This is a genomic window from Leucobacter sp. OLIS6 (assembly GCF_002752355.1).
GTDB lineage: Bacteria > Actinomycetota > Actinomycetes > Actinomycetales > Microbacteriaceae > Leucobacter.
The window spans coordinates 23,447-44,851 of record NZ_MRAV01000011.1 but is presented as its reverse complement, the minus strand read 5'-3'; the positions used below and the strand labels follow the sequence as shown (position 1 = coordinate 44,851).

The following is a 21,405-nucleotide window of genomic DNA, read 5'->3' as shown; positions in this document are numbered from 1 at the left end:
AGCCCGATGAGCGAGCAGATCTTCCCCCTTCCCGACGTCGGCGAGGGCCTCACCGAGGCCGAGATCGTGACGTGGCACGTCGCCCCGGGCGACCGCGTCGAGCTGAACCAGGTGATCTGCGAGATCGAGACGGCGAAGTCGCTCGTCGAGCTCCCGTCGCCGTTCGCCGGTGAGGTCACCGAACTGCTGGCCGAGGTCGGCCAGACGGTGCCCGTCGGCGATCCGATCCTACGCGTGCGCTCGGGCGACGCAGCGGATCCGGCCGCGCCGTCCGCTCCTGCTGCGGCCCCGGCCGCCGCGGCCGCTCCCGCCGCGCCCGCTGACTCGGACGAGACCCGCGATGCGGTGGCCGACGCCGCCGCGAGCGTGCAGCACGAGGAGGACGCCGGGGGAGCCGTGCTCGTCGGCTACGGCACCGCCGGCACAGTGAAGTCGCGCCGTCGCCGCGGCGGCGAGCCGTTGCTCGCCGGCGCCGCTCCGGTGAACGCCGCTCCGATCCCGGTCGCCGCCGCGGCCCCGGTGATCGCGAAACCGCCGATCCGGAAGCTCGCGAAGGATCTCGGCGTCGACCTCGCCGAGGTGCACGGCACGGGGATCGCGGGCGAGATCCTGCGCGACGACGTCGTTCGCCAGGCCTCGCAGGCGAGCCTGTTCCGCAACCTCTCCACGCCGGAGCCCGCCGAGGCCCGCGAGGAGCGGATCCCGCTGAAGGGCATGCGCAAGCAGATCGCGAAGGCGATGGTCGAGAGCGCGTTCGAGGCGCCGCACGTGAGCGTCTTCACCGATGTCGACGCGACGCGCACCATGGAGTTCGTGAAGCGGCTCAAGACGTCGCCCGACTTCGCCGGGGTCAAGGTCTCGCCGCTGCTCATCTTCGCGAAGGCGATGCTGTGGGCGATCCGCCGCAATCCGCAGGTCAACTCGACCTTCACCGAGACCGAGATCATCCGCCACCACTTCGTGAACCTCGGCATCGCCGCGGCGACGCCCCGCGGTCTCGTCGTGCCGAACATCAAGGACGCGCAGGACCTCAGCCTGCTCGACCTGGCCAAGGCCATCGAGCAGCTCACGATCACCGCGCGCGACGGGCGCACCCAGCCCGCCGAGATGCAGAACGGCACCATCACCATCACGAACATCGGAGTGTTCGGCATGGACTTCGGCACCCCGATCCTCAACCCGGGCGAGTGCGGGATCATGGCGATGGGCACCATCCGCGAGAAGCCGTGGGTGGTCGACGGCGAAGTGCGTCCGCGCATGGTCACCACGGTCGGCGGATCCTTCGACCACCGCATCGTCGACGGCGATGTCATCTCGCGTTTCGTCGCCGACGTCGCCTCGGTGCTCGAAGAGCCCGCGCTGCTGCTGGACTGAGCGGCGGATTCGGAACGGGCGGGGCGGGACTCGTGACCTGGGAGCAGCCGCCGCTGCCGCCCGAGTACCGCGAGCAGTTGAGCCGCGGGCGGAAGGCGCGCTGGAACGGGTCGTGGGAACCTCCCCGCGACGCGACGGAAGGCCGGCTGCGTCGAGGTGCCGCGGCCGCCTGGATGGTGGGCCTGCCCTACGCGGTGCTCGCGATTTGCTGGATCGGCGCCCTCGTGAACGTCGACAACTGGGCCGGGCTCGGCTGGCTCGCCGGAATGTGGCTCGCCTGCCTGCTGCTGTTCCCGTCCGCGCTGCTCGGGGCGATCTGGGCCGGAATGGTGCGCCGATGGGGCGCCATGTGGTGGGGGATCGTCGCCGCCGTGCTCTGCCTGCCCGGATTCGTGCTCGGGTTCTCGGTGCTGTTCTCGATGATCCTCTGACCCTCTCGGAACGCGAACGGGTCCGTCTCCGGTGCGCCGGAGACGGACCCGTTTCGGCGACGGTCCTCGGGACCGCGGTGCCGTGCGGCGATCCGCCGGATCAGACCGCGGCGAGCTCCGCCCGGCGGGCGTGCAACTGGTCGAAGGTCGCGAAGGTCTCGGCGATCGGGTTGCCCGTGAAGTGGCCGACCCAGCCGTCCTCGTCGTGGAAGAAGCGGATCGAGGTGAACTCGGGTGCGGTGCCCATGTCGAACCAGTGCGTGGTGTTCGCCGGCACCGAGACGAGGTCGCCCGGCTCGCAGTAGAGGGCGTGCACCTTCCCGCCCGTGTGCAGGTAGAACACGCCCGCGCCCTTGGCGAAGAAGCGGTCCTCGTCGTCGTCGTGCCGGTGCTCCGACAGGAACTTCTCGCGCGACGGACCCTTGACCTCGTCGTAGTTCTCCTGCGCCGGGCTGAGGCCGACGATGTCGACGAGCGTGTAGCCCTCCGACTGCTTCACCTGCTCGACCTCGTCGGCGTAGAGCGCGAGGATCTCGTCGAGGCTCGCGTCGTCGGCGAAGTCCTTCACCTCCCAGCGGAAGAAGCGCGCGCCGAGCGCGTTCAGCGCCGCGCGGATCTCGGTTTCGTCGGTGGTCTCGACCACGGGGTTCGCGGGATCGGTCTCGTTCCAGATCGTGAGCAGCGTCATCGGTCCCTCCTCGGGGTTCGGGTGTCTGGGGTTCTGCGGCGTCCCGGGCGGGGCGCCGTCACAGGCCTCGGGCGGCGACCGCGTGGCGCAGCAGCCACTCGACGATCTCGAGGTGGTGCCGTGCGGCGGTCGCCGTGCGCCCCCAGGCGTACATGCCGTGTCCCGCCACGATGAGCGCGGGCACCTCGGGGATTCCGTCGGTCGCGGGCGCGTACACCTCGTCGAAGCGCGCGGCCTCGACGGCCATGTCCTGGTGGTTCGCGATGACGGGGATCCGCACGGTCGTGTCGTGGGCCGGGTGCCCGATCCCCTTCAGCATCTCGAGGTCGCTGATCTCGACGCCCGCGGGCCAGAGCTGAGCGGCGAGCACGGCGTCGAGCGCGTGCACGTGGAACACGGCCTCGGCGCCGGTGCGCGCGGCGATGTGGGCGTGCAGGCCGGACTCGGCGGAGGGCTTGCGCGCGTCCGCGGGGTCGGCGCTGCGGCCGGCGGCGTCGACGAGCACGACGTCGCGCTCCGTGAGCTCGGACTTGTCGAGGCCCGACGCGGTCACCGCGAGCAGCAGGGGATCGCGGTGCACCACCGCCGAGAGGTTGCCCGCCGTGCCGCGCATCCAGCCGAAGTCCGAGAATCGCGCGGCCTCCGCGGCAAGGACGCGGCCCGCCTCGCGCAGGCGCTCGGCTGGGACGAACGGGGCGCCTGCGCCCGCCGTGGGAGCGGCGTCGGCGTCGGCGGACGCGTCCGCCGGGACGACCTCGATGCGGTCGAAGTGCGGTACCGCGGGGGCGGAGAAATCCGCACCCGCCCACGGCTCGCCCGCGCGGTCGAGCGCGACGACCCGCCAGCCGGCGTCGAGGGCCGCGTCGACCTCCTCGGGGTGGTCGGTGAGGAACAGGGTCCGCGCAGGATCGGTGCCGAGGGCGTCGGCGATCCGCGCGTACGAGGCCGGATCCTTCTTGGGGCCGGCGTTCACCGTGTCGAACCAGGCCTCGACGAGACCCGAGAGATCGCCCTGCGGGGCGTTGCGGAACCAGGGCTGCTGCGAGGCCACGGAACCCGAGGAGTAGACCGCGATGCGGATCCCCCGTTCGTGCCAGTGGCGCAGTCGCGGGGGCACGTCGTCGAAGAAGTGCGAGGTGATCTCGCCCGCGGCGAAGCCCTCGGCCCAGATCACGCCCTGGATCGTCTTGAGCGGCGTCGATTTCACGTCGGCGTCCATCAGGGTACGCAGGGCGTCCGCGACCTCGGTGTCGGACGCGTCCGTGCGGAGGCCGGCGTCGGCGATCGCCTGCGCGCGCGCCTCGCGCACCGTGCGGTCGTCGCGGCCGAGCACGGCGTCGAGCCGGGGCCTGGCGTAGTCGTAGAGGTCGCCGAGGATGAACCCCGCGGCGCTCGTCGTGCCCTCGAGGTCGACGACGACGGCGTCGGCGGTCACCGGGGTGGGGGCGGTCATGCGCTCTCCTGGGGATCGGTGGCCGTCGTGGCCGGGTCCGGAACTTCCGCCAATGCTAAGCGCGCCGCGCCGGACGGGATCGCCGGATTACGTTGCATTGCGGCAGCGCGGGCCGTGCGGCCGCGCGGGCCGCGGCGCCGCAACGCTGCAGCGCCGCAGCGCTCGACGAAGGGCCCGCCCCGGCGAACCGGAGCGGGCCCTCTGCGTACCGCTGCGAGCGGTGCGGTGCGTCGTGCTTAGGCGTCGACCTTCTTGAGGTCGTGCGCGTTGAGCAGGCGGAACGCGAGGCCCGCGAGCACCGCACCGACGGCCGGCGCGAGGAGGTAGAGCCAGATGTTGGCCCAATCGAAGTTGCCATTCACCGCGAGGCCGAGGGCCACCGCGGGGTTGAAGCCGCCGCCCGAGATGGGGCCGACGGTGGAGGCGCCGAGGAACACGGTGGTGCCGATGGCGAGGCCGTAGAACGAATTGCCCTCGTTATCCTTCGAGGTGGCCACGTTGAGCACGACGAAGACGAGCACGAAGGTGAAGACGAGCTCGGCGATGAATGCCGGGCCGGTCTCGATCTTGACCGCGGCGTCCGGGCGCTTCCACAGGGCGGAGGCGAGCAGGGCGCCGAGCACGCCGCCGACGAACTGGGCGACGATGTAGACGACGAAGTCGCCGACGCTCAGGGCGCCGCGGATCAGCGCGCCGAGCGAGACGGCGGGGTTCAGGTGCGCACCTGAGATGTGGCCGGTCGCGTAGACCAGCACCATCAGGGTGAATCCGATGATGAGCGGCGTGAAATCGCCGCCGTTGTTGATCGCGCCGATGATCGTGAATACGAACAGCAGGGTCGCGAGTGCTTCAGAAACTGCGTTGCGAAGGACGCCAGTCATTGTGCTCTCTTTCATGGAATCGAGAGGTTTCCCCCAGGTTTGTGTTCATTATGGCAAAACCTGAGCATTCCGAGGCGAAATCGACGCAGAACCGTCACCCATGACCGAGGGCCGCCTCCGAATGCTCGGAAACGGCCCCTGGTCAGGCGCTTCGACCACGCTTCGACCACGCTTCGACTGCGGGTCGGTCGCGGGTCAGCGTGCGTCGAAGCGGTCGAGGTTCGAGACCTTGACCCAAGCATCGACGAAGTCGCGCACGAACTGCGTCTGGGCGTCGTCGCTCGCGTAGACCTCGGCGATGGCGCGCAGCTCGGAGTTCGAGCCGAAGACCAGGTCGGCGCGGGTGCCCGTCCAGCGCCGCTCTCCGCTCGACTCGTCGACGCCCTCGAACGCGCGCTGCTGCGGGTCGAGCGCGCGCCACTGCGTGTCGAGGTCGAGCAGGTTGACGAAGAAGTCGTTCGTCAGTGCGCCCGGGCGGTCGGTGAGCACGCCGTGCTGCGAGTCGTCCCAGTTGGTGCCGATGACGCGGAGGCCGCCGAGCAGCACGGTCATCTCGGGTGCCGAGAGGGTCAGCAGATTGGCGCGGTCGAGCAGCAGGTGCTCAGCCGGGATGCCGAGGGTCCGTGCGCTCTCGTAGTTGCGGAAGCCGTCCGCCGCGGGCTCGAGGAACCCGAAGGACTCGACGTCCGTCTGCGCCTGCGAGGCGTCGGTGCGGCCCGGGGTGAACGGGATCTCGACCTCGTGCCCGGCCGCGCGGGCGGCCTGCTGCACGCCGACGTTGCCCGCGAGCACCACCAGGTCGGCGATCGAGACCGTCGGGCCGCCCTGGGCATCGAACTCGGCCTTGATCGCGTCGAGTGCGTCGAGCACGCGGGCGAGCTGCGCGGGCCGGTTGACCTCCCAGCTGCGCTGCGGCTCGAGGCGGATCCGTCCGCCGTTCGCGCCGCCGCGCTTGTCGCTGCCGCGGAACGACGAGCTCGCCGCCCACGCGGCCCGCACCAGCTCGGCCGCGGGGAGATCGAGCTCACCGATGCGGCGAGCGAGATCGGCCACGTCGGCGTCGCCGAGGGCCGGGCCCGTCGGCGCGGGGATCGGATCCTGCCAGAGCAGGTCCTCCGCCGGGACCTCCGCGCCCAGGTAGCGGGACTTCGGTCCGAGGTCGCGGTGGGTCAGCTTGAACCAGGCGCGGCGGTAGGCCTCGGTGAAGGCCTCCTGGTCGTTCTTGAAGCGTAGCGAGATCTCGCGGTAGATCGGATCCTCGCGCAGCGATATGTCGGTCGTGAGCATGCGGGGCTCGCGGCGTCCCTCGCCCTGCGCCATGGGCACCATGTCGGATCCGGCGCCGTCCTTCGGCCGCCAGTGGGTGTGGCCGCCCTCGCCCGTCACGAGCTCCCATTCGTAGGCGAAGAGGATGTGGAAGAACTCGTTGTCCCAGCGGGTGGGGTGGTAGGTCCAGGTGACCTCGATGCCCGAGCCGATGGTGTCGTTGCCGCTGCCGGAGCCGTGGCTGCTCTTCCAACCGAGGCCCAGCTGCTCCATCGGGGCACCCTCGGGCGACTCGCCGACACTGCCCTCCTCGGGGGCGGCGCCGTGGGTCTTGCCGAAGGTGTGACCGCCCGCGATCAGCGCGACGGTCTCCTCGTCGTCCATGGCCATGCGCCCGAAGGTCTCACGGATCTGGTGGGCCGCTGCGATCGGGTCGCCGCTGCCGCGCGGGCCCTCGGGGTTCACATAGATGAGGCCCATCATGGTCGCGCCGAGGGGCTTCGAGAGCTCCTGCGCGCCGTCCGCGCCGAGACGGCCCTCGTCGCCCAGCCAGGTCGATTCCGAGCCCCAGTAGACGTCGTCGTCGGGCTCCCACACGTCGGGGCGGCCGCCGGCGAAGCCGAAGACGGGCATGCCCATCTGCTCGTGCGCGACGTTGCCGGCCAGGATCATCAGGTCGCCCCACGACAGCGAGCGGCCGTACTTCTTCTTGACCGGCCAGAGCAGACGGCGCGCCTTGTCGAGGCCGACGTTGTCGGGCCAGCTGTTGAGCGGAGCGAAGCGCTGCTGTCCGGTTCCGCCGCCGCCGCGGCCGTCGAACACGCGGTAGGTGCCGGCGGAGTGCCAGGCCATGCGGATCATCAGCGGGCCGTAATTGCCGAAATCGGCGGGCCACCAGGGCTGCGATTCGGTGAGCAGGCGGGCGATGTCGGCCTTCACCTCGGCCAGATCGAGGGTCTCGAATGCCGCGCGGTAGTCGAAGTCGGCGCCCTGCGGATTCGCGACCACCGGGTTCTTCGCCAGGATCTTGAGGTTCAGGCGGTCGGGCCACCAGGAAGCGTTGGTGGGTGCCGTGCGCGAGGCGGAGGGGGCGCCGTGGGGGACGGGGCACTGGCCGGCGGTGTCGGTCATTTCGGATCCTTTCGAGGGTGTCTACCGGGGTCGTGCGCAGTCTTGCACGGGGGTCTGACACCCGCCCGGCTTCCTTACGGAGGCGTAAGGAAGCCGGGTGCGGGACCCGGGCGCGCCGAGCGTCCGGGAGCCCGGACGGCCTACTGCGGGGCCGCGCCGAGGCGCGCCGAGAGCTCGCGGGCGGTGCTCGCCACGTGCGCGCCGAGCGTCGGCAGCCGGTCGCCGATCCGATCCTTGGGCGCGCTGACGTTGATCGCGGCGACCACCCGGCCGGTGAAGTCGGTCACGGGCGCCGATGCCGCCACCACGCCGATCTCGAGCTCCTCGGCCGAGAGCGCGTACCCGCGTTCCCGCACGCCCCGCAGCTCCAGGATCAGACTCTCGAGGTCGGCCGCGGGCGCGGTGCCCGGCAGCGGCGCGTCCGGAACCGGGAAGCCGCTGCGCGAACGGCCGGGATCGACGGGTCCCATGAGCGGGAGATCGTTGCCGTGCTCCGCGTACCAGCGGCCCAGCGATCCCTCGTCCCAGTCGCTCAGCAGCGCCCGCCCGGACGGGGTCCGCCAGGCCGCGGTCGTGGTACCGGCCCAGCCGGTGGTGCGCACCTCGTGGGGGCTCAGCTCGCTGAGCAGGGTCAGCACGTTGCCGCCACTGAGCACGCAGAGATGGCTGGTCTCCCGCGTCGTCTGCACGAGGTGCCGCAGCGCACCCCGCGCGGCGGCGATCAGGGCCGCGTGCGCCGAGTGCGCGGCCAGCGCGTAGAGGCGCGATCCCGGCAGGTAGCGCAGCGTCTCGTCGTCGCGATCGACGAGACCGGCGTCGGCGAGTGTGGAGAGCGCCCGCGAGACGACCGCCTTGTCGCGTCCGGTGCGCTGGGCGATCTGGGTGACGCCCAGCCCGCCGCTCGCGAAGGACGCGTCCCCGCCCAGCAGCTCGAGGATCTCGATGTCCCGACTCAGACCCGAGGTATTGCGGCGCGGGCCGGCTGCAGTGCTGCTCATGCGGGCAGCGTACTCTTCGGTTGCCATATCATCAACAACCTTTGACCAAATGATCACCACCAGTACCGTGGCTTTCACGGACCCTGGCGCCCGCCTCAATGACGAGACAGGAGTGGATTCCATTGACCGGATTCAGTTGGGAAGGCCTCATGACCTTCCTCCGCCGACGCGGCGAAGACATCGTGCAGCTCACGATCGACCACCTGGTCGTCGTGCTGATCTCGCTCGTGCTCGCGATGATCATCGGCATCGCACTCGGCATCGCCGTGCGCGATCGCCGGTTCGCGCGCTCCGCCGTACTCACCGCCTCGGCAGTCGCGATCACGATCCCCTCGCTCGCGCTGCTGGCACTGCTGAGCCCCGTGCTCGGCCTCGGCTGGCTCCCCACCGTCGTCGCGCTCGTCTTCTACTCGCTGCTGCCCATCGTGCGCAACACCGTCGTCGGGCTCCGGGAAGTGCCCGTCTCGGTGCTCGAAGCGGCGCGGGGCGTCGGAATGGGATCCTCGCGGGTGCTCCTCACCGTGCAGCTGCCGATCGCCTGGCCGGTGATCCTCACCGGAGTGCGCGTGGCCGCGCAGCTCACGGTCGGCATCGCCGCGATCGCCGCCTACGTCGCCGGACCCGGTCTCGGCGAGTACATCTTCAAGGGCCTCTCCTCGCTGGGGTCCAAGAACGCGCTCAACTACGCGCTCACCGGAACCGTCGTCGTGATCCTGCTCGCGCTCGCGCTCGACGGTCTCTTCGTCCTCATCTCCCGCTTCACGACCTCAAGGGGGCTCCGTGCCTGAACCCACCACGAACACCGGAATCCTCTCGGCGCTCGCCTCGCATCAGGGCGGCGTCGACCTCGAACTCGACCGAGTCAGCAAGCAGTACCCCGGGCAGCAGGTCGCCGCGGTCGAGGAGTTCTCGATGCGAATCGACCCCGGCGAGCTGATCATGTTCGTCGGCCCCAGCGGCTGCGGCAAGACCACCACGATGAAAATGATCAACCGGATCATCGAGCCCACCTCCGGATCGATCCGGATCGGCGGCAACGACGTGCTTTCGCTCGACGGCAACGAACTGCGACGGCACATCGGCTACGTGATCCAGCAGATCGGCCTGTTCCCGCACTTCACCATCGCCGAGAACATCGCGACCGTGCCGAAGCTCCTCGGCTGGTCGAAGGCCCGCATCGCGGAGCGGGTGGAGGAGCTCCTGACGACCGTGCAGCTCGACCCCGGCGTCTTCGCGAACCGCTACCCCCGCCAGCTCTCCGGCGGCCAGCAGCAGCGCGTCGGCGTCGCCCGGGCGCTCGCCGCCGACCCGCCGGTGATGCTCATGGACGAGCCGTTCGGCGCGACGGACCCGATCACGCGCGAGAAGCTGCAGGCCGAGTTCCTGCGCCTGCAGGAGGACATCGGCAAGACGATCATCTTCGTCACGCACGACTTCGAGGAGGCGATCCGCATGGGCGACCGCATCGCGGTGCTCGGCGAGCGCAGCCGGATCGAGCAGTTCGACACCCCTGCGAACATCCTGGCGAACCCCGCCAGCGAGTACGTGAGCTCGTTCATCGGCCAGGGCGCCGCCCTCAAGCGGCTCGCGCTCATGCCGGTGTCGGAGGCTGCGCTCGGCGCTGCGGCGGGAGACGCCCCGCCGCAGACGATCGGCGTGCGGGACTCCCTGCGCGAGGCGCTCGACCGGCTGGTCGTCACTGGGGCTCCGCGCATCAACGTCCTCGACGGGGATCGGATCGTCGGCTCGATCGATCACGCGGCCATCTCGGACGTGCTCGGCGCGAGCGCACCCGGGGCCGCGCGCGGGAGGGCGTGACGTGTCCGCCCCGCAGATCACTCCGTCGCCGACCGCGCTGATCGGCACGATCCCCGCGGCACCGAGCGGTCGCGGGCGCAGGATCCTGCGCCGCTGCGTCCCGCTCCTCGTTGTGGTCGGCGTGCTGCTCGCGCTGTTCCTCTGGGTCGGCAGCCTGCAGCTCGATTCGATCGAGTCCCGCACGCTGAACCCCGGCTACATCGTCGCCCGGATCGGCGAGCACCTCGTCCTCTCGGTGCTGGCCGCCGTCCTCGTCGCCGTGCTCGCGATCCCGGCGGGCATCGCCGTCAGCCGATCGCGTTCGCGGGTGTTCCGCGGGATCGTGATCGGGCTCGCGAACATCGGCCAGGCGACCCCGGCCATCGGCGTCGTGATCCTGCTCGCGATCGTCTGGCAGACCGGGTTCGCGACGGCGCTGCTCGCGCTCGTGATCTATTCGTTCCTGCCGGTGCTGCGCAACACGATCACGGGCCTCGCCCAGGTCGATCCGAGCGTACGCGAGTCCGCCCGCGGCATGGGCATGACCTCGGGGCAGGTGCTGCGCCGCATCGAGCTGCCGCTGGCCTCTCCCGTGATCCTCGCCGGCCTGCGCACCGCGCTCGTCTTCGCGGTCGGCGTCGCGACCGTCGCGACCTTCATCAACGCGGGCGGCCTCGGCGACATGATCGTCAACGGCCTGAAGCTGCAGCGCTATCCCGTCCTCCTCGTGGGCGCCGTGCTGGTCGCCTGCATCGCCATCCTCATCGATTGGGTCGCCGGCGTCATCGAAGACGTCGTCCGTCCGAAGGGCCTCTGAGGCCCGATCCCGTCACCCGAAAGGAACCACCCATGCACACTCGCAGAATCGGATTCGCCGCGGCGGCGCTGCTCGCCGCGGGCGCCCTCGCCCTCACCGGATGCTCCTCATCCTCCGGAGGATCCGGCGGAGGAGACCAGGAGCTGGCCGGGCTGACCGGCGAGATCGGCTCCAAGGACTTCTCGGAGCAGTACATCCTCGCCCACATCACCACGGAGCTGCTCAACGCGCACGGTGCGGACGTGAAGGCGAACACCAAGCTCGTCGGGTCCGCCAACGTTCGGCAGGCGCTCGAGAACGACCAGTTCCTCGGCTACTGGGAGTACACGGGCACCTCGTGGATCACCTACAACGGCAACACGTCGCCGGTGAAGGGCGTCGACGAGCAGTTCACCGCGGTGAAGGAAGCGGACGCGAAGAAGGGCATCGCATGGCTGAAGCCGGCGCCGTTCAACAACACCTACGCGTTCGCGATCCGCTCGAGCGAGGCCGAGAAGCTCGGCGTGAAGACGCTCAGCGACGTCGCGAAGCTGCCGCAGGCCGACCAGACCTTCTGCATCGAGAGCGAGTTCTCGACGCGCGACGACGGCTGGCCCGGGCTCACCAAGGCCTACGGCTTCGATGCACCGGCTTCGAACGTGAAGATGCTCGACACCGGCGTGATCTATACCGCGACGCAGAAGGGCACCGACTGCAACTTCGGCGAGGTGTTCCAGACCGACGGCCGGATCCCGGCCCTGAAGCTGACCGTGATGGAGGACGACAAGCAGTTCTTCCCGAGCTATCAGGGCGGCTTCACCCTCAAGGAGTCGACGCTGAAGAAGTACCCGAAGATCGCGGACGTGCTCGGCCAGGTCAGCCCCAAGCTCACCACCGAGGTGATGCAGAAGCTCAACGCGAAGGTCGACGTCGACGGCGAGGACCCGCAGGACGTCGCCATCGAGTGGCTCGAGGACGAGGGGCTGATCAAGTGAGCACCGAGTCCGAGTCCGCAGCCGTGCAGATCGGCGAGAGCTTCGTCGGATCCGGCGTGAACGCCGCGCACATCAACACCGTGCTCGGCCACCGAGACGGGCCGACGGGCGCGGCGTGGGCCACGGCCCTCGCCTCGCCGAGCCAGGGCCACGTGCCCTTCGTCGCGGTGCTCCGCCCCTCGCTCCCCGTGAAGCCGCTCACGCTCTTCGTGACGAAGGCCGCCCCCGAGACCGATGCCCACGGCACGCACATCTGGGGACCGGCGCAGGCGGGGGTCGCTGCCGGGGTGGCTGACGCCGTGGCAGCCGGCACGATCCCGGCCCGGCACGCCGACACGCACGCGCTGATCGCCGCCGTCTGGGTGAACCCGGGTGCCGACGACGCCGAGCAGATCTACCGCAACAACCGCGAGGCGACCCGCACCGCACTGGCGAACGGAGCCGCGGGCCTGCCCGCGCTCGACGAGGTGCTGGCTGCCCGCGACACCCCCTCCAACCCCTTCTACACGCCGAAGGACGCGCTCTCAGCATGAACGACACTCCACTGCCCACCGTCGGGTTCATCGGGCTCGGCAGCATGGGCTCGGGCATGACCCGCAACCTGCAGGCCGCCGGGTTCCCGCTCGTCGTCAGCGATCTGCGCCGCGAGGCCGCGGCCGAGCTGGTCGCCGGCGGTGCGGTCTGGGCCGATACCGCCGCCGAGGTCGCCCGGTCGAGCGACCTCGTGATCACGATGCTGCCGACCCCGCGGCACGTGGCGGACGCCGCCGAAGGGCCCGACGGGATCCTCGCCGGGATCGCCGACGGGGGCACCTGGATCGACATGTCGACCTCCGTGCCCGACGTCGTCGAACGGATCCGCACGGCCACGGCCGAACGCGGGCTGCGGATCCTCGACGCCCCCGTCAGCGGGATGTCGGTCGGGGCGGCGAACGGGATGCTGCAGATCTTCGTCGGAGGCGAGGCCGCCGACGTCGAGCGGGTGCGCCCGGTGCTCGAGGCGATGGGGGACCCCGAGCGGATCCTGCACGTGGGCGGCGCTGGTGCGGGCTACGCGGTCAAGCTCATGATCAACCAGCTCTGGTTCTCGCACCTCGTCGCCACCGCCGAGGTGCTCGCGACCGGCGTCGCCGCCGGCGTGGACCTCGGAGTGCTGCGGGAATCGCTCATCGCGAGCCCGGCGAACAGCGCGTTCGTGGAGCGCGATGTGCTCTCGATCCTCGCGCACGGCGACTACGACGAGGGCTTCGCGATCGCCCTGGCCTGCAAGGATCTCGGCCTGTCGGTCGACCTGTCGCGCTCGGTCGGCGTCCCCGTCGAGCTGTCCTCGCTCGTCGAGCAGGTGTTCCGCCGGGCGCGGGCCAGCTACGGCGACCGTGCCGGCGAGATGACGCCGTTCCGGCTCTACGAACAGCTGCTGGGGCGCGAGCTGCGGCTCGAGGGCGCGGCCGAGGGAATCGGGGCCGCGGCGTGAACATCACCGACTTCTCGCTCGACCTGTTCTCGCTCGCGGGGCGTCGCGCGATCGTCACCGGCGGCAATCGCGGGCTCGGCCAAGGCTTCGCCCTGGCGCTTGCGAAGGCCGGCGCGGATGTCTTCGTGCCCGGGCTGCACGACGACGACGGCGAGACCGCCGAGCTCGTGCGGGCCGAGGGCGTGCGGTACGCGGAGCTCGCGGTCGACATCACCGTTCCCGGGGCGCCCCGCACCGCGGTCGCCCGGTGCGTCGAAGAGCTCGGCGGCGTCGACATCCTGGTGAACTCCGCCGGGATCAGCCGCATTGCCGACGTCGTCGAGTTCGGCCGTGAGTTGTGGGACCCAATGATGGCCGTCAATCTGACCGGCGCGTTCGAGATGAGCCACGAGGCCGCGAAAGCCATGATCCCGCAGGGCTCGGGCAAGATCATCAACATCGCGTCGCTGTTCGCGTTCCTCGGCGGCCTCGGCTCGCCGGCCTACGCGGCGACGAAGCACGGGATCGCGGGGCTCACCCGGGCCTACGCCGACGAGCTCGGCGGGTACGGGATCCAGGTGAACGCCATCGCTCCCGGCTACTTCAAGACCTCCATCACCGAGGAGACCCGCTCGGACCCCGAGCGCAACCGGCGGATCATCGACCACACCCCGGCCGCGCGCTGGGGCGACATCGCCGACCTCATGGGCGCCACCGTCTTCCTCGCCAGCCGCGCCTCCGACTTCGTGAACGGCCACGTGCTGACCGTCGACGGCGGCTACCTCGTGCGCTGACCCGCGCCCGCCCGATTCGAACCGACCACACCCGAGAGAACAGGATCCCGAACGCCATGGTTGCATCCCGATCGCCGCTCGAACGCTCCGAGATCGTCGCCCGTCTGGAGCGGCTCCTCACGCCCGAGCAGATCGTCACCGACGAACAGGAATTGCGCGAGGCGAGCGTCGACCGCTTCAAGAAGTACACGGCGGTGCACGGCATCTTCGACGGCCCGATCCCGGCCGCGATCGTGCTGGCGCGCTCGACCGAGGACGTCGCGCGCGTGCTCGCCTTCGCCGACGAGCACCTCATCAACGTGGTGCCGCGCACCGGCCGCACCGCGACGGAGGGCGGACTCGAGACGATCGTCGACGACACGATCGTGCTCGACGGCTCGCAGATGGACGCGATCCTCGACATCGATCCGGTGAACATGACGGCGACCGCGCAGTGCGGCGTGCCGCTGCAGCGCCTCGAGGACGAACTGCGCGCGCGCGGGCTGACGACGGGGCACTCGCCCCAGTCGAAGCCCATCGCGCAGATGGGCGGGCTCGTGGCGACGCGCTCGATCGGTCAGTTCTCGACCCTCTACGGCGGCATCGAGGACCTCACAATGGGGCTCGAGGCGGTGTTTCCCGGCGGCGCGGTGCGGCGCATCAAGAACGTGCCGCGGCGCGCGGCCGGGCCCGACATCCGCCACATCGTGATCGGCAACGAGGGGGCGCTCTGCTTCATCACCGAGGTCACCGTGAAGATCTTCCGGCACCGGCCGGAGCACCTGCGATTCCTCGGATTCCTCGTCGAGTCCCTGCCTGCGGGCGTCGAGGGCCTCCGAGAGATCATCGTCGAGGGCTATCGGCCCTCGGTCGCTCGCGCCTACTCGGAGGAGGACGCGGCCCAGCACTTCGCCCACTTCGCGGGCGGCCGGGCCGTGGTGGTGGTCGTGGCCGAGGGACCGCAGGCGATCGCCGATGCCACGGCCGAGGGCGTGGAACGGATCTTCGCCGGGATCCCGCACGAGCCGGTGGACCCGGCGCTCGTCGAGGCCTGGTTCGACGGGCTCAACTGGGGGCAGGACAAGATCGACGCCGAGAAGCGCACCATGCTCGAGACCGCGCACCTCGGGTACACGACCGAGGTCTCCATCGGCTGGTTGGGGGTCCGCGAGCTGTTCGAGTCCGTGATGCACCGCGTCCGCACCGAGTTCCTGCGCGAGGCCGACCTCACCATGCTCGGCGCGCACTCCTCGCACAGTTACCAGACGGGGACCAACCTCTACTTCGTCTACGACTATCGGATCGACTGCGAGCCGCGCGAGGAGATCGCCGAGTACCACGTGCCGCTCAACGCGATCATCGTCGAGGAGGCGCTGCGACTGGGCGGCTCCATGGTGCACCACCACGGCATCGGCAAGTACCGCACCCCGTGGACCCTGGAGGAGCACGGCACGGCCTACCCGCTGCTCGCGGGCCTCAAACGCCAGTTCGATCCCAACGGGATCATGAACCTCGGCACCGTCTTCCCGATCGCGTAGGGCCGGGCGTGGGTTCGGGACCCTGCGTGATCGCTATCGACGGCGGCTCGCAGAGCACCAAGGTGTCGGTGTTCGACGCGCGCGGGGTCCTGCGCGCGAGCGCGCAGCGGGCGCTCCGCCCGTACGCGTCGCCGGGGCCGGGGCGCTGGGAGCACCCGGACGATGATCTCTGGGATTCGCTCGCGGCGACCGTGCGGGCGGTGCTGACGGCGTTCGCGGATGCCGGGGGAGACGCAGCCGAGATCGTCGGCGTCGGGCTCTGCACGATCCGCTTCTGCCGCGCTGTGCTGCGGGAGGACGGGTCGCTCGCGCAGCCGGTCATGAGCTGGATGGACGAACGCCTGTCCCGCCCGCACTCGGCTGCGGAATCGCCCGTCGATGCGCGGTACCTCACGACCTCGTCGGGCTACCTCGGCTTCCGGCTGACGGGAGAGCGCCGGGACACCGCCGGCAACGCGCAGGGGGTCTGGCCCGTGGACCCGGAGCGTTGGACGTGGAGCGCGGACCCGGAGGCGTTCGTGCGTACCGGGATGCCGCGCGAGATGCTGTTCGACCTCGTCGCTCCGGGCACGATCCTCGGCGGTGTGACGGCGGCGGCGGCGGCCGCGACCGGCCTGCCCGAGGGGCTGCCCGTCGTCGCGACCTCGAACGACAAGGCGGTAGAGGCCCTGGGCGCGGGGCTCCGAGAGCCCGACCGGGCGCTCATCTCGCTCGGCACCTACGTCTCGGGCATGACGCTCAGCGAGCGGGCGGAACCGCCGCTCTCCGAGGCCTGGGTCAATTTCGGGGCGGAGCCCGGCAGCTACCTGGTGGAGTGCGCCGGGGTCCGCCGCGGCATGTGGACGGTGAGCTGGTTCCGCGAGCTTCTCGGGGCGGGGCGCGAGCCGGGGGCTGCGCCGAGCGAGGCGGAGCTCGGTCGCGAGGCGGAGTCGGTGCCTCCCGGCAGCGGCGGACTGATCGTCTCCCTCGACTGGCTCGCGCCCAGCGATGCGCCCGAACGCCGCGGGGCCATCGTCGGTTTCGACGGGACCCAGGGCCGCGGACACGTGTTCCGTGCGATCCTCGAGGCCCTCGCGGTGACGGTCGGGGGCAGCTGTCGCGCGCTCGTCGAGGCCCAGGGCCGCGAGCTGCGCGAGGTCGTCGTGACCGGGGGCGGGGCAGCTTCCGAGCTGATGCTCCGGATCCTGGCCGCCGTGTTCGACCGGCCGGTGCGACGGCCCGGGATCGCCGACGCCGCGGGCGTCGGAGCCGCGGTCTCGGCGGCGGTCGCGATCGGGCTGCACCCGGATTGGGACGCGGCGGTGGCGGCCATGGTGCGGCCCGGGCAACTGGTCGAACCGGAGCCCGAGCTCGTCGAGGCGTATCGCACCGTGCGCGCCGACTACGAACGCGTGATCCCGCGCGTGCGCGAGCTCTTCGCCTGAGCGGGTTCGCGCCGCATCGTCGTGCGTCGAGGTGCCCCGCGCCGCGGTGCTGCGTGATCAGAACCGCAACACGGGGCACCTCGACGCAGACGGGGGACGGACGGGTGGCCGGGCCGCCTAGCCCTTCGTCACGCTGCGGAAGTGGCGCAGCCGCAGGCTGTTGCCGACCACGAACACGCTCGAGAACGCCATCGCGGCGCCCGCGATCATCGGGGTGAGCAGGCCCAGCGCGGCCAGCGGGATCGCGGCCACGTTGTAGGCGAAGGCCCAGAACAGGTTGCCGTAAATGGTGCCGAGGGTGCGGCGCGACAGTCGGATCGCGTCGACGGCGCCCATGAGGTCGCCGCGCACGAGCGTGATGTCTGCCGCCGCGATCGCCGCGTCGGTGCCGGTGCCCATCGCGAGACCCAGGTCGGCCTGCGCGAGCGCGGCGGCGTCGTTGACGCCGTCGCCGACCATCGCGACCCGCTTGCCCTCGGCCTGCAGGCCGCGCACGACCTCGACCTTGTCGGCCGGCATCACGCCGGCGATCACGCGGTCGATGCCGACCTCGCGGGCCACCTCGCGGGCCACCGTCTCGTGGTCGCCGGTGAGCAGAACGGGCTCGAGTCCGAGCTCCCGCAGCTGCCGGATCGCCTCCGCGCTCGTCGGCTTCACCCGATCGGAGACCGAGACGACGCCGCGTGCGACACCGTCCCAGGCGACGAGCACCGCGGTACGGCCCTTCGCCTCCTCGGCCGCCTTCGCCGCCGCGAGCTCCTCGGGGATCGCGGCCGCCCAGTCGGCGAGCAGCGCCTCGCGGCCCACCAGGACGGCTCGGCCGTCGACCACGCCGCTCGCGCCCGTGCCCGGGGCGTTCTGGAACGACTCGACCTCGGGGAGCCGCGGGTCGGCCTCACGGGCGCCCGCGGCGATCGCCTCGGCGATCGGGTGCTCTGATCCGGCCTCGAGCGCGCCCGCGATCCGGAGCAGTTCGGCGCGATCCTCGCCGGCCGCGGGGATCGCCTCGGCGAGCGCCATGCGACCGGTCGTCACCGTACCCGTCTTGTCGAGCACGATCGTGTCGACCCTGCGCGTCGACTCCAGGATCTCGGGACCCGAGATGAGGATCCCGAGCTGGGCGCCTCGGCCCGTGCCCACCAGCAGCGCGGTCGGCGTCGCGAGGCCCAGGGCGCAGGGGCAGGCGATGATCAGCACCGCGACGGCCGCGGTGAAGGCGGCGGCCGGAGCTGCGCCGATCAGGAGCCAGGTGACGAGGGTGCCGATGGCGACGAGGATCACGATCGGGACGAAGACGCCCGAGATGCGGTCGGCCAGTCGCTGCGCGGCGGCCTTGCCCGACTGGGCATCCTCCACGAGGCGCGCCATCTGAGCGAGCTGCGTGTCGGAGCCGACGCGCGTCGCGCGGACCACGAGGCGGCCGCTCGTGTTGACCGTGGCACCGGTGACGGCGTCGCCCGGGGCGACCTCGACCGGCACGGACTCACCGGTCAGCATCGAGGCGTCGACGGCGCTCGCGCCGGATTCGACGACGCCGTCGGTCGCGATCTTCTCGCCCGGCCGCACGACGAACCGGTCGCCCGTGCGCAGATCCTCGATGGGGATCCGCACTTCGGTCTCGCCGCCGTCGCCCGCGCGCAGCACCGTGACCTCCTTGGCCCCGAGCTCCATGAGCGCGCGGAGCGCGGCGCCGGCCTGCTTCTTCGAGCGCTTCTCGAAGTAGCGGCCCGCGAGGATGAACATGGTCACGCCCGCCGCGACCTCGAGGTAGATGTTGCCCGCCCCGTCGACGGAGCCGGGCGAGACGGTCAGCTCGAAGCCGTGGGTCATCCCGGGGTGGCCCGCCGTGCCGAAGAACAGCGCGTAGAGCGACCAGAGGAACGCGGCGCCCGTGCCGACCGAGACGAGCGTGTCCATGGTGGCGGCGCCGTGCTTGAGGTTGATCCAGGTCGCGCGGTGGAACGGCCAGGCCGCCCAGGTGATCACGGGCGCCGCGAGCGCCAGCGAGAGCCACTGCCAGTTGGTGAACTGCAGCGCCGGGATCATCGCCATGAGGATCACGGGGACCGAGAGGATCACGGATCCGATGAGGCGGTGCTTCAGGTCGCGGAGTTCGGCGTCGTCGGCCTCCTTCGCCCCCTCGGCGAACGAGAGGCCGTGATCGTGCCCGGCCATGTCGCCGCCCGAGTGCCCCGCCATGTCGTGGCCGGTGTGCGGATCGCGATGCCCGTCGGGAGCGTGCCCGTCGGCGCCGGAACTGTGCGTCGGTGCGGCGGGGGCCGTCTGGGCGGGTGCCGGCCGGACCGCGGTCTGCCGCACCGAGGCGCGATAGCCGAGATCCTCGACCGTGTGCACGAAGCGTTCCGGATCGGCGAGCAGTTCGGCGCTCGCCGCGGGATCCGCACCGGCCGACGGGCGGATTGTCGCCCGTTCGGTGGCGTAGTTGACGCTCGCTTCGACGCCCTCGATCTTGCCGAGCTTCTTCTCGATGCGGTTGGCGCACGATGCGCAGGTCATTCCGCCGATGTCCAGGACCAGCGGGTCCGGTGTGGGGGTCATGCTGCTGCTCGCTTTCTGCTCTGATGCTGTGCCGGGGTCGCGGGACGTCGACTACGGCGCCCCGCGACGATTCGGATCGGTCAGGCCGCGGTGGCCGAGTATCCGGCCTCGTCGACGGCGGCCAGCACGGCTGCGGCGTCGACGGGGCCCTGCGCGGTCACGGCGAGGCGGCCGGTCTGAGCGCTGACCTCGACGTCCGTGACGCCGGGGATCCCGCTCACCTCGCGCGTGATCGCGCCCTCGCAGTGCCCGCAGGTCATGCCGGTGACGGTGAACTCGGTGCGGGTGGCGGCGGTGTCGGTGGGGGTGCTCATCGGGATGCTCCTCGGAGTGCGTCGACCGTTCGGTCGGAGAACTTCCGGCGGGACGGACGCGTGTTTCACGTGGAACCCCGTCCGTGTCGCCGCAATACCCAGTGGGGGTATCTGAACGCAACCATACCCCTGAGGGGTATATGGCGCAACCCGGTCGACGAAGAATTCTCCGCGCCGAGATCGAGGCGGCGTCAGGGATCCGGACCCGCCGAAGTACCTTTGCCAAACGAGTACCTTGACAGGCACAGTACTTGGACGTACATTCTTCATGACCGGAAGGAGAGGCCATGGCAACGAGCACAGTCACCTCGGACCTGCTGCGGGGGCACGCGGACACGATGATCCTGCGTCAGCTCCTGGGCGCCGATCGGTACGGCTACGAGATCGTCAAGTTGATCGCCGAGCAGTCCGATGGGCAGTACGAACTGAAGGAGGCGACCATGTACTCCAGCGTGCGCCGCCTCGAGCACGACGGGGACATCACCTGGTACTGGGGCGACGAGTCGCAGGGCGGACGTCGCAAGTACTTCCGCATCACCGACAAGGGACGCGGCACCTACGAACAGAACAAGAGCAACTGGGAGCACGCGAAGCGCGTGCTCGACCGGCTGCTGTGAACGAACGAGATCGGAACGGATCACCCATGAGCACCAACGACAAGATCACCGAGCATGTGAACGCCCTCTTCGCCGCCCACGAGGGCGCGAAGAGCATCGACGAACTGAAGTCGGACCTCCACGCCGACCTCCAGGATCGCTACCGCGAGCTCGTCGCATCGGGCACGAGCGAAGCCGAAGCGCTCGAAGCCACCTTCGACAGCATCGGCGATATCGAAGAGACCGTGAGAGAGATGAGCGACATGACCGTCACCCTGGAGCGCCAGATGGCGACCCGATTCAACGCGAGCGAACTGACCGGCAGCGACTTCGCCGGCGTGACCGTGCGCAAGGGCACCTTCTCGGCCAGCGCCATGAAGGGCTCCGACTTCACCGGGGCCGATCTGGCCGGCAGCACCTTCAAGAGCAGCGACATGGCCGGTGCGAACTTCGATCGGGCGAACCTGACCGATGCGGTGCTCACCACGAGCGACCTCACCGGCGCGAGCTTCGTCGGCGCGATCCTCGTGCGCACCGACTTCAGCACCTCGGCCCTCAAGAATGCCCGGTTCGGCGCGTCCGAACTCACCGACGTGCGCTTCAAGCGGGCTGACCTCACGAACGTCGAGTTCGACGGCTGCAGCTTCGTCGGGGTCGACTTCGCCTACTCCAACGTGAGCGGCCTCGACTTCAGCGGCGCACGCCTCACGAGCGTGCGCTTCGACAACGCCGGCCTCGCCGGCGCGTCGTTCGCCGGCGCCACGCTGCGCGACGTCTCCTTCCGCGGCTGGAGCCGCAAGTACCGCACCGGCTTCCGCAAGGTCGACTTCACCGGGGCGCGCATGGACAAGCTCACCTACGCCGGGCTCAAGAGCTTCGGCGCCGATCTCACCGGCGTCACGGTCGACTAGACCGGGCGCAGTCGAAAGGAACAGGAT

20 protein-coding genes are annotated in these 21,405 nt (G+C 70.6%); 13 read left to right on the top strand and 7 right to left on the bottom strand.

The window, feature by feature from the left end; genetic code table 11:
* The first annotated feature begins 6 nt into the window (after positions 1-6).
* Both BMH31_RS06775 and BMH31_RS06770 read left to right on the top strand, forming a co-directional pair.
* On the top strand, positions 7-1,374 hold the full coding sequence (locus BMH31_RS06775; RefSeq protein ID WP_099724527.1) for a dihydrolipoamide acetyltransferase family protein: 1,368 nt from the start codon (positions 7-9) through the stop codon (positions 1,372-1,374).
* A 32-nt stretch (positions 1,375-1,406) separates the two neighbouring features.
* Positions 1,407-1,805, top strand: a complete 399-nt coding sequence (locus BMH31_RS06770; protein ID WP_099724526.1) for a hypothetical protein — start codon at positions 1,407-1,409, stop codon at positions 1,803-1,805.
* 100 nt (positions 1,806-1,905) lie between these two features.
* Here the strand turns inward: BMH31_RS06770 and BMH31_RS06765 are convergent, their stop codons facing one another.
* The 5 genes from BMH31_RS06765 to BMH31_RS06740 all read right to left on the bottom strand — a co-directional run bounded on the left by BMH31_RS06765 (position 1,906) and on the right by BMH31_RS06740 (position 8,222).
* Complete coding sequence (locus BMH31_RS06765; protein WP_099724525.1) at positions 1,906-2,493, bottom strand: cupin; 588 nt, start codon at positions 2,491-2,493, stop codon at positions 1,906-1,908.
* A gap of 58 nt (positions 2,494-2,551) precedes the next feature.
* Entirely contained in the window at positions 2,552-3,946 is a 1,395-nt protein-coding gene (mtnC, locus tag BMH31_RS15715) for an acireductone synthase (RefSeq protein ID WP_168187904.1), read from the bottom strand.
* Positions 3,947-4,182: 236 nt separating this feature from the next.
* Complete coding sequence (locus BMH31_RS06750) at positions 4,183-4,827, bottom strand: aquaporin (RefSeq protein ID WP_099724524.1); 645 nt, start codon at positions 4,825-4,827, stop codon at positions 4,183-4,185.
* A 195-nt stretch (positions 4,828-5,022) separates the two neighbouring features.
* Positions 5,023-7,224 carry a catalase/peroxidase HPI gene (gene katG, locus BMH31_RS06745; RefSeq protein WP_099724523.1) on the bottom strand — a complete coding sequence of 734 codons (2,202 nt, stop codon included), beginning with the start codon at positions 7,222-7,224 and terminating at the stop codon, positions 5,023-5,025.
* A 140-nt stretch (positions 7,225-7,364) separates the two neighbouring features.
* Entirely contained in the window at positions 7,365-8,222 is an 858-nt protein-coding gene (locus BMH31_RS06740; RefSeq protein ID WP_099724522.1) for an IclR family transcriptional regulator, read from the bottom strand.
* A 149-nt stretch (positions 8,223-8,371) separates the two neighbouring features.
* On the opposite strand from BMH31_RS06740, the gene BMH31_RS06735 reads away from it, so the two are divergent.
* From BMH31_RS06735 to BMH31_RS06695, 9 genes are read left to right on the top strand one after another with little or no spacing between them, the layout of a single operon-like run.
* The gene (locus BMH31_RS06735; protein ID WP_099724521.1) at positions 8,372-9,010 is read left to right on the top strand and encodes an ABC transporter permease; all 639 of its coding nucleotides are present in this window, start codon (positions 8,372-8,374) and stop codon (positions 9,008-9,010) included.
* Complete coding sequence (locus tag BMH31_RS06730) at positions 9,003-10,040, top strand: ABC transporter ATP-binding protein (protein WP_199068368.1); 1,038 nt, start codon at positions 9,003-9,005, stop codon at positions 10,038-10,040. Before BMH31_RS06735 ends, BMH31_RS06730 begins: the two co-directional genes overlap by 8 nt.
* Position 10,041: 1 nt before the next feature.
* Positions 10,042-10,836, top strand: a complete 795-nt coding sequence (locus BMH31_RS06725; RefSeq protein ID WP_199068366.1) for an ABC transporter permease — start codon at positions 10,042-10,044, stop codon at positions 10,834-10,836.
* A gap of 32 nt (positions 10,837-10,868) precedes the next feature.
* Entirely contained in the window at positions 10,869-11,810 is a 942-nt protein-coding gene (locus tag BMH31_RS06720; RefSeq protein ID WP_099724520.1) for a glycine betaine ABC transporter substrate-binding protein, read from the top strand.
* A complete protein-coding gene (fae, locus tag BMH31_RS06715) occupies positions 11,807-12,343 on the top strand; it encodes a formaldehyde-activating enzyme (RefSeq protein ID WP_099724519.1) in 537 nt (178 codons plus the stop codon). Before BMH31_RS06720 ends, fae begins: the two co-directional genes overlap by 4 nt.
* Positions 12,340-13,284, top strand: a complete 945-nt coding sequence (locus tag BMH31_RS06710; protein ID WP_099724518.1) for an NAD(P)-dependent oxidoreductase — start codon at positions 12,340-12,342, stop codon at positions 13,282-13,284. Before fae ends, BMH31_RS06710 begins: the two co-directional genes overlap by 4 nt.
* The gene (locus tag BMH31_RS06705) at positions 13,281-14,057 is read left to right on the top strand and encodes an SDR family oxidoreductase (protein ID WP_099724517.1); all 777 of its coding nucleotides are present in this window, start codon (positions 13,281-13,283) and stop codon (positions 14,055-14,057) included. Before BMH31_RS06710 ends, BMH31_RS06705 begins: the two co-directional genes overlap by 4 nt.
* Positions 14,058-14,113: 56 nt before the next feature.
* Positions 14,114-15,574 (top strand): FAD-binding oxidoreductase, encoded by a 1,461-nt coding sequence (locus BMH31_RS06700; RefSeq protein WP_099724516.1) that lies wholly within the window; start codon positions 14,114-14,116, stop codon positions 15,572-15,574.
* 26 nt (positions 15,575-15,600) lie between these two features.
* On the top strand, positions 15,601-16,998 hold the full coding sequence (locus tag BMH31_RS06695; protein ID WP_241898174.1) for an FGGY-family carbohydrate kinase: 1,398 nt from the start codon (positions 15,601-15,603) through the stop codon (positions 16,996-16,998).
* A gap of 117 nt (positions 16,999-17,115) precedes the next feature.
* Here the strand turns inward: BMH31_RS06695 and BMH31_RS06690 are convergent, their stop codons facing one another.
* Both BMH31_RS06690 and BMH31_RS06685 read right to left on the bottom strand, forming a co-directional pair.
* Positions 17,116-19,557: a heavy metal translocating P-type ATPase gene (locus BMH31_RS06690; RefSeq protein WP_158234906.1), complete on the bottom strand. Its 2,442-nt coding sequence runs from the start codon at positions 19,555-19,557 to the stop codon at positions 17,116-17,118.
* 80 nt (positions 19,558-19,637) lie between these two features.
* Positions 19,638-19,871, bottom strand: coding sequence for a heavy metal-associated domain-containing protein (locus BMH31_RS06685; RefSeq protein ID WP_099724514.1), 234 nt, complete (start codon positions 19,869-19,871; stop codon positions 19,638-19,640).
* 287 nt (positions 19,872-20,158) lie between these two features.
* On the opposite strand from BMH31_RS06685, the gene BMH31_RS06680 reads away from it, so the two are divergent.
* Positions 20,159-20,488, top strand: coding sequence for a PadR family transcriptional regulator (locus BMH31_RS06680; protein WP_099724513.1), 330 nt, complete (start codon positions 20,159-20,161; stop codon positions 20,486-20,488).
* Between the two features lie 26 nt (positions 20,489-20,514).
* Positions 20,515-21,378, top strand: coding sequence for a pentapeptide repeat-containing protein (locus BMH31_RS06675; RefSeq protein ID WP_099724512.1), 864 nt, complete (start codon positions 20,515-20,517; stop codon positions 21,376-21,378).
* Positions 21,379-21,405: the final 27 nt, after the last annotated feature.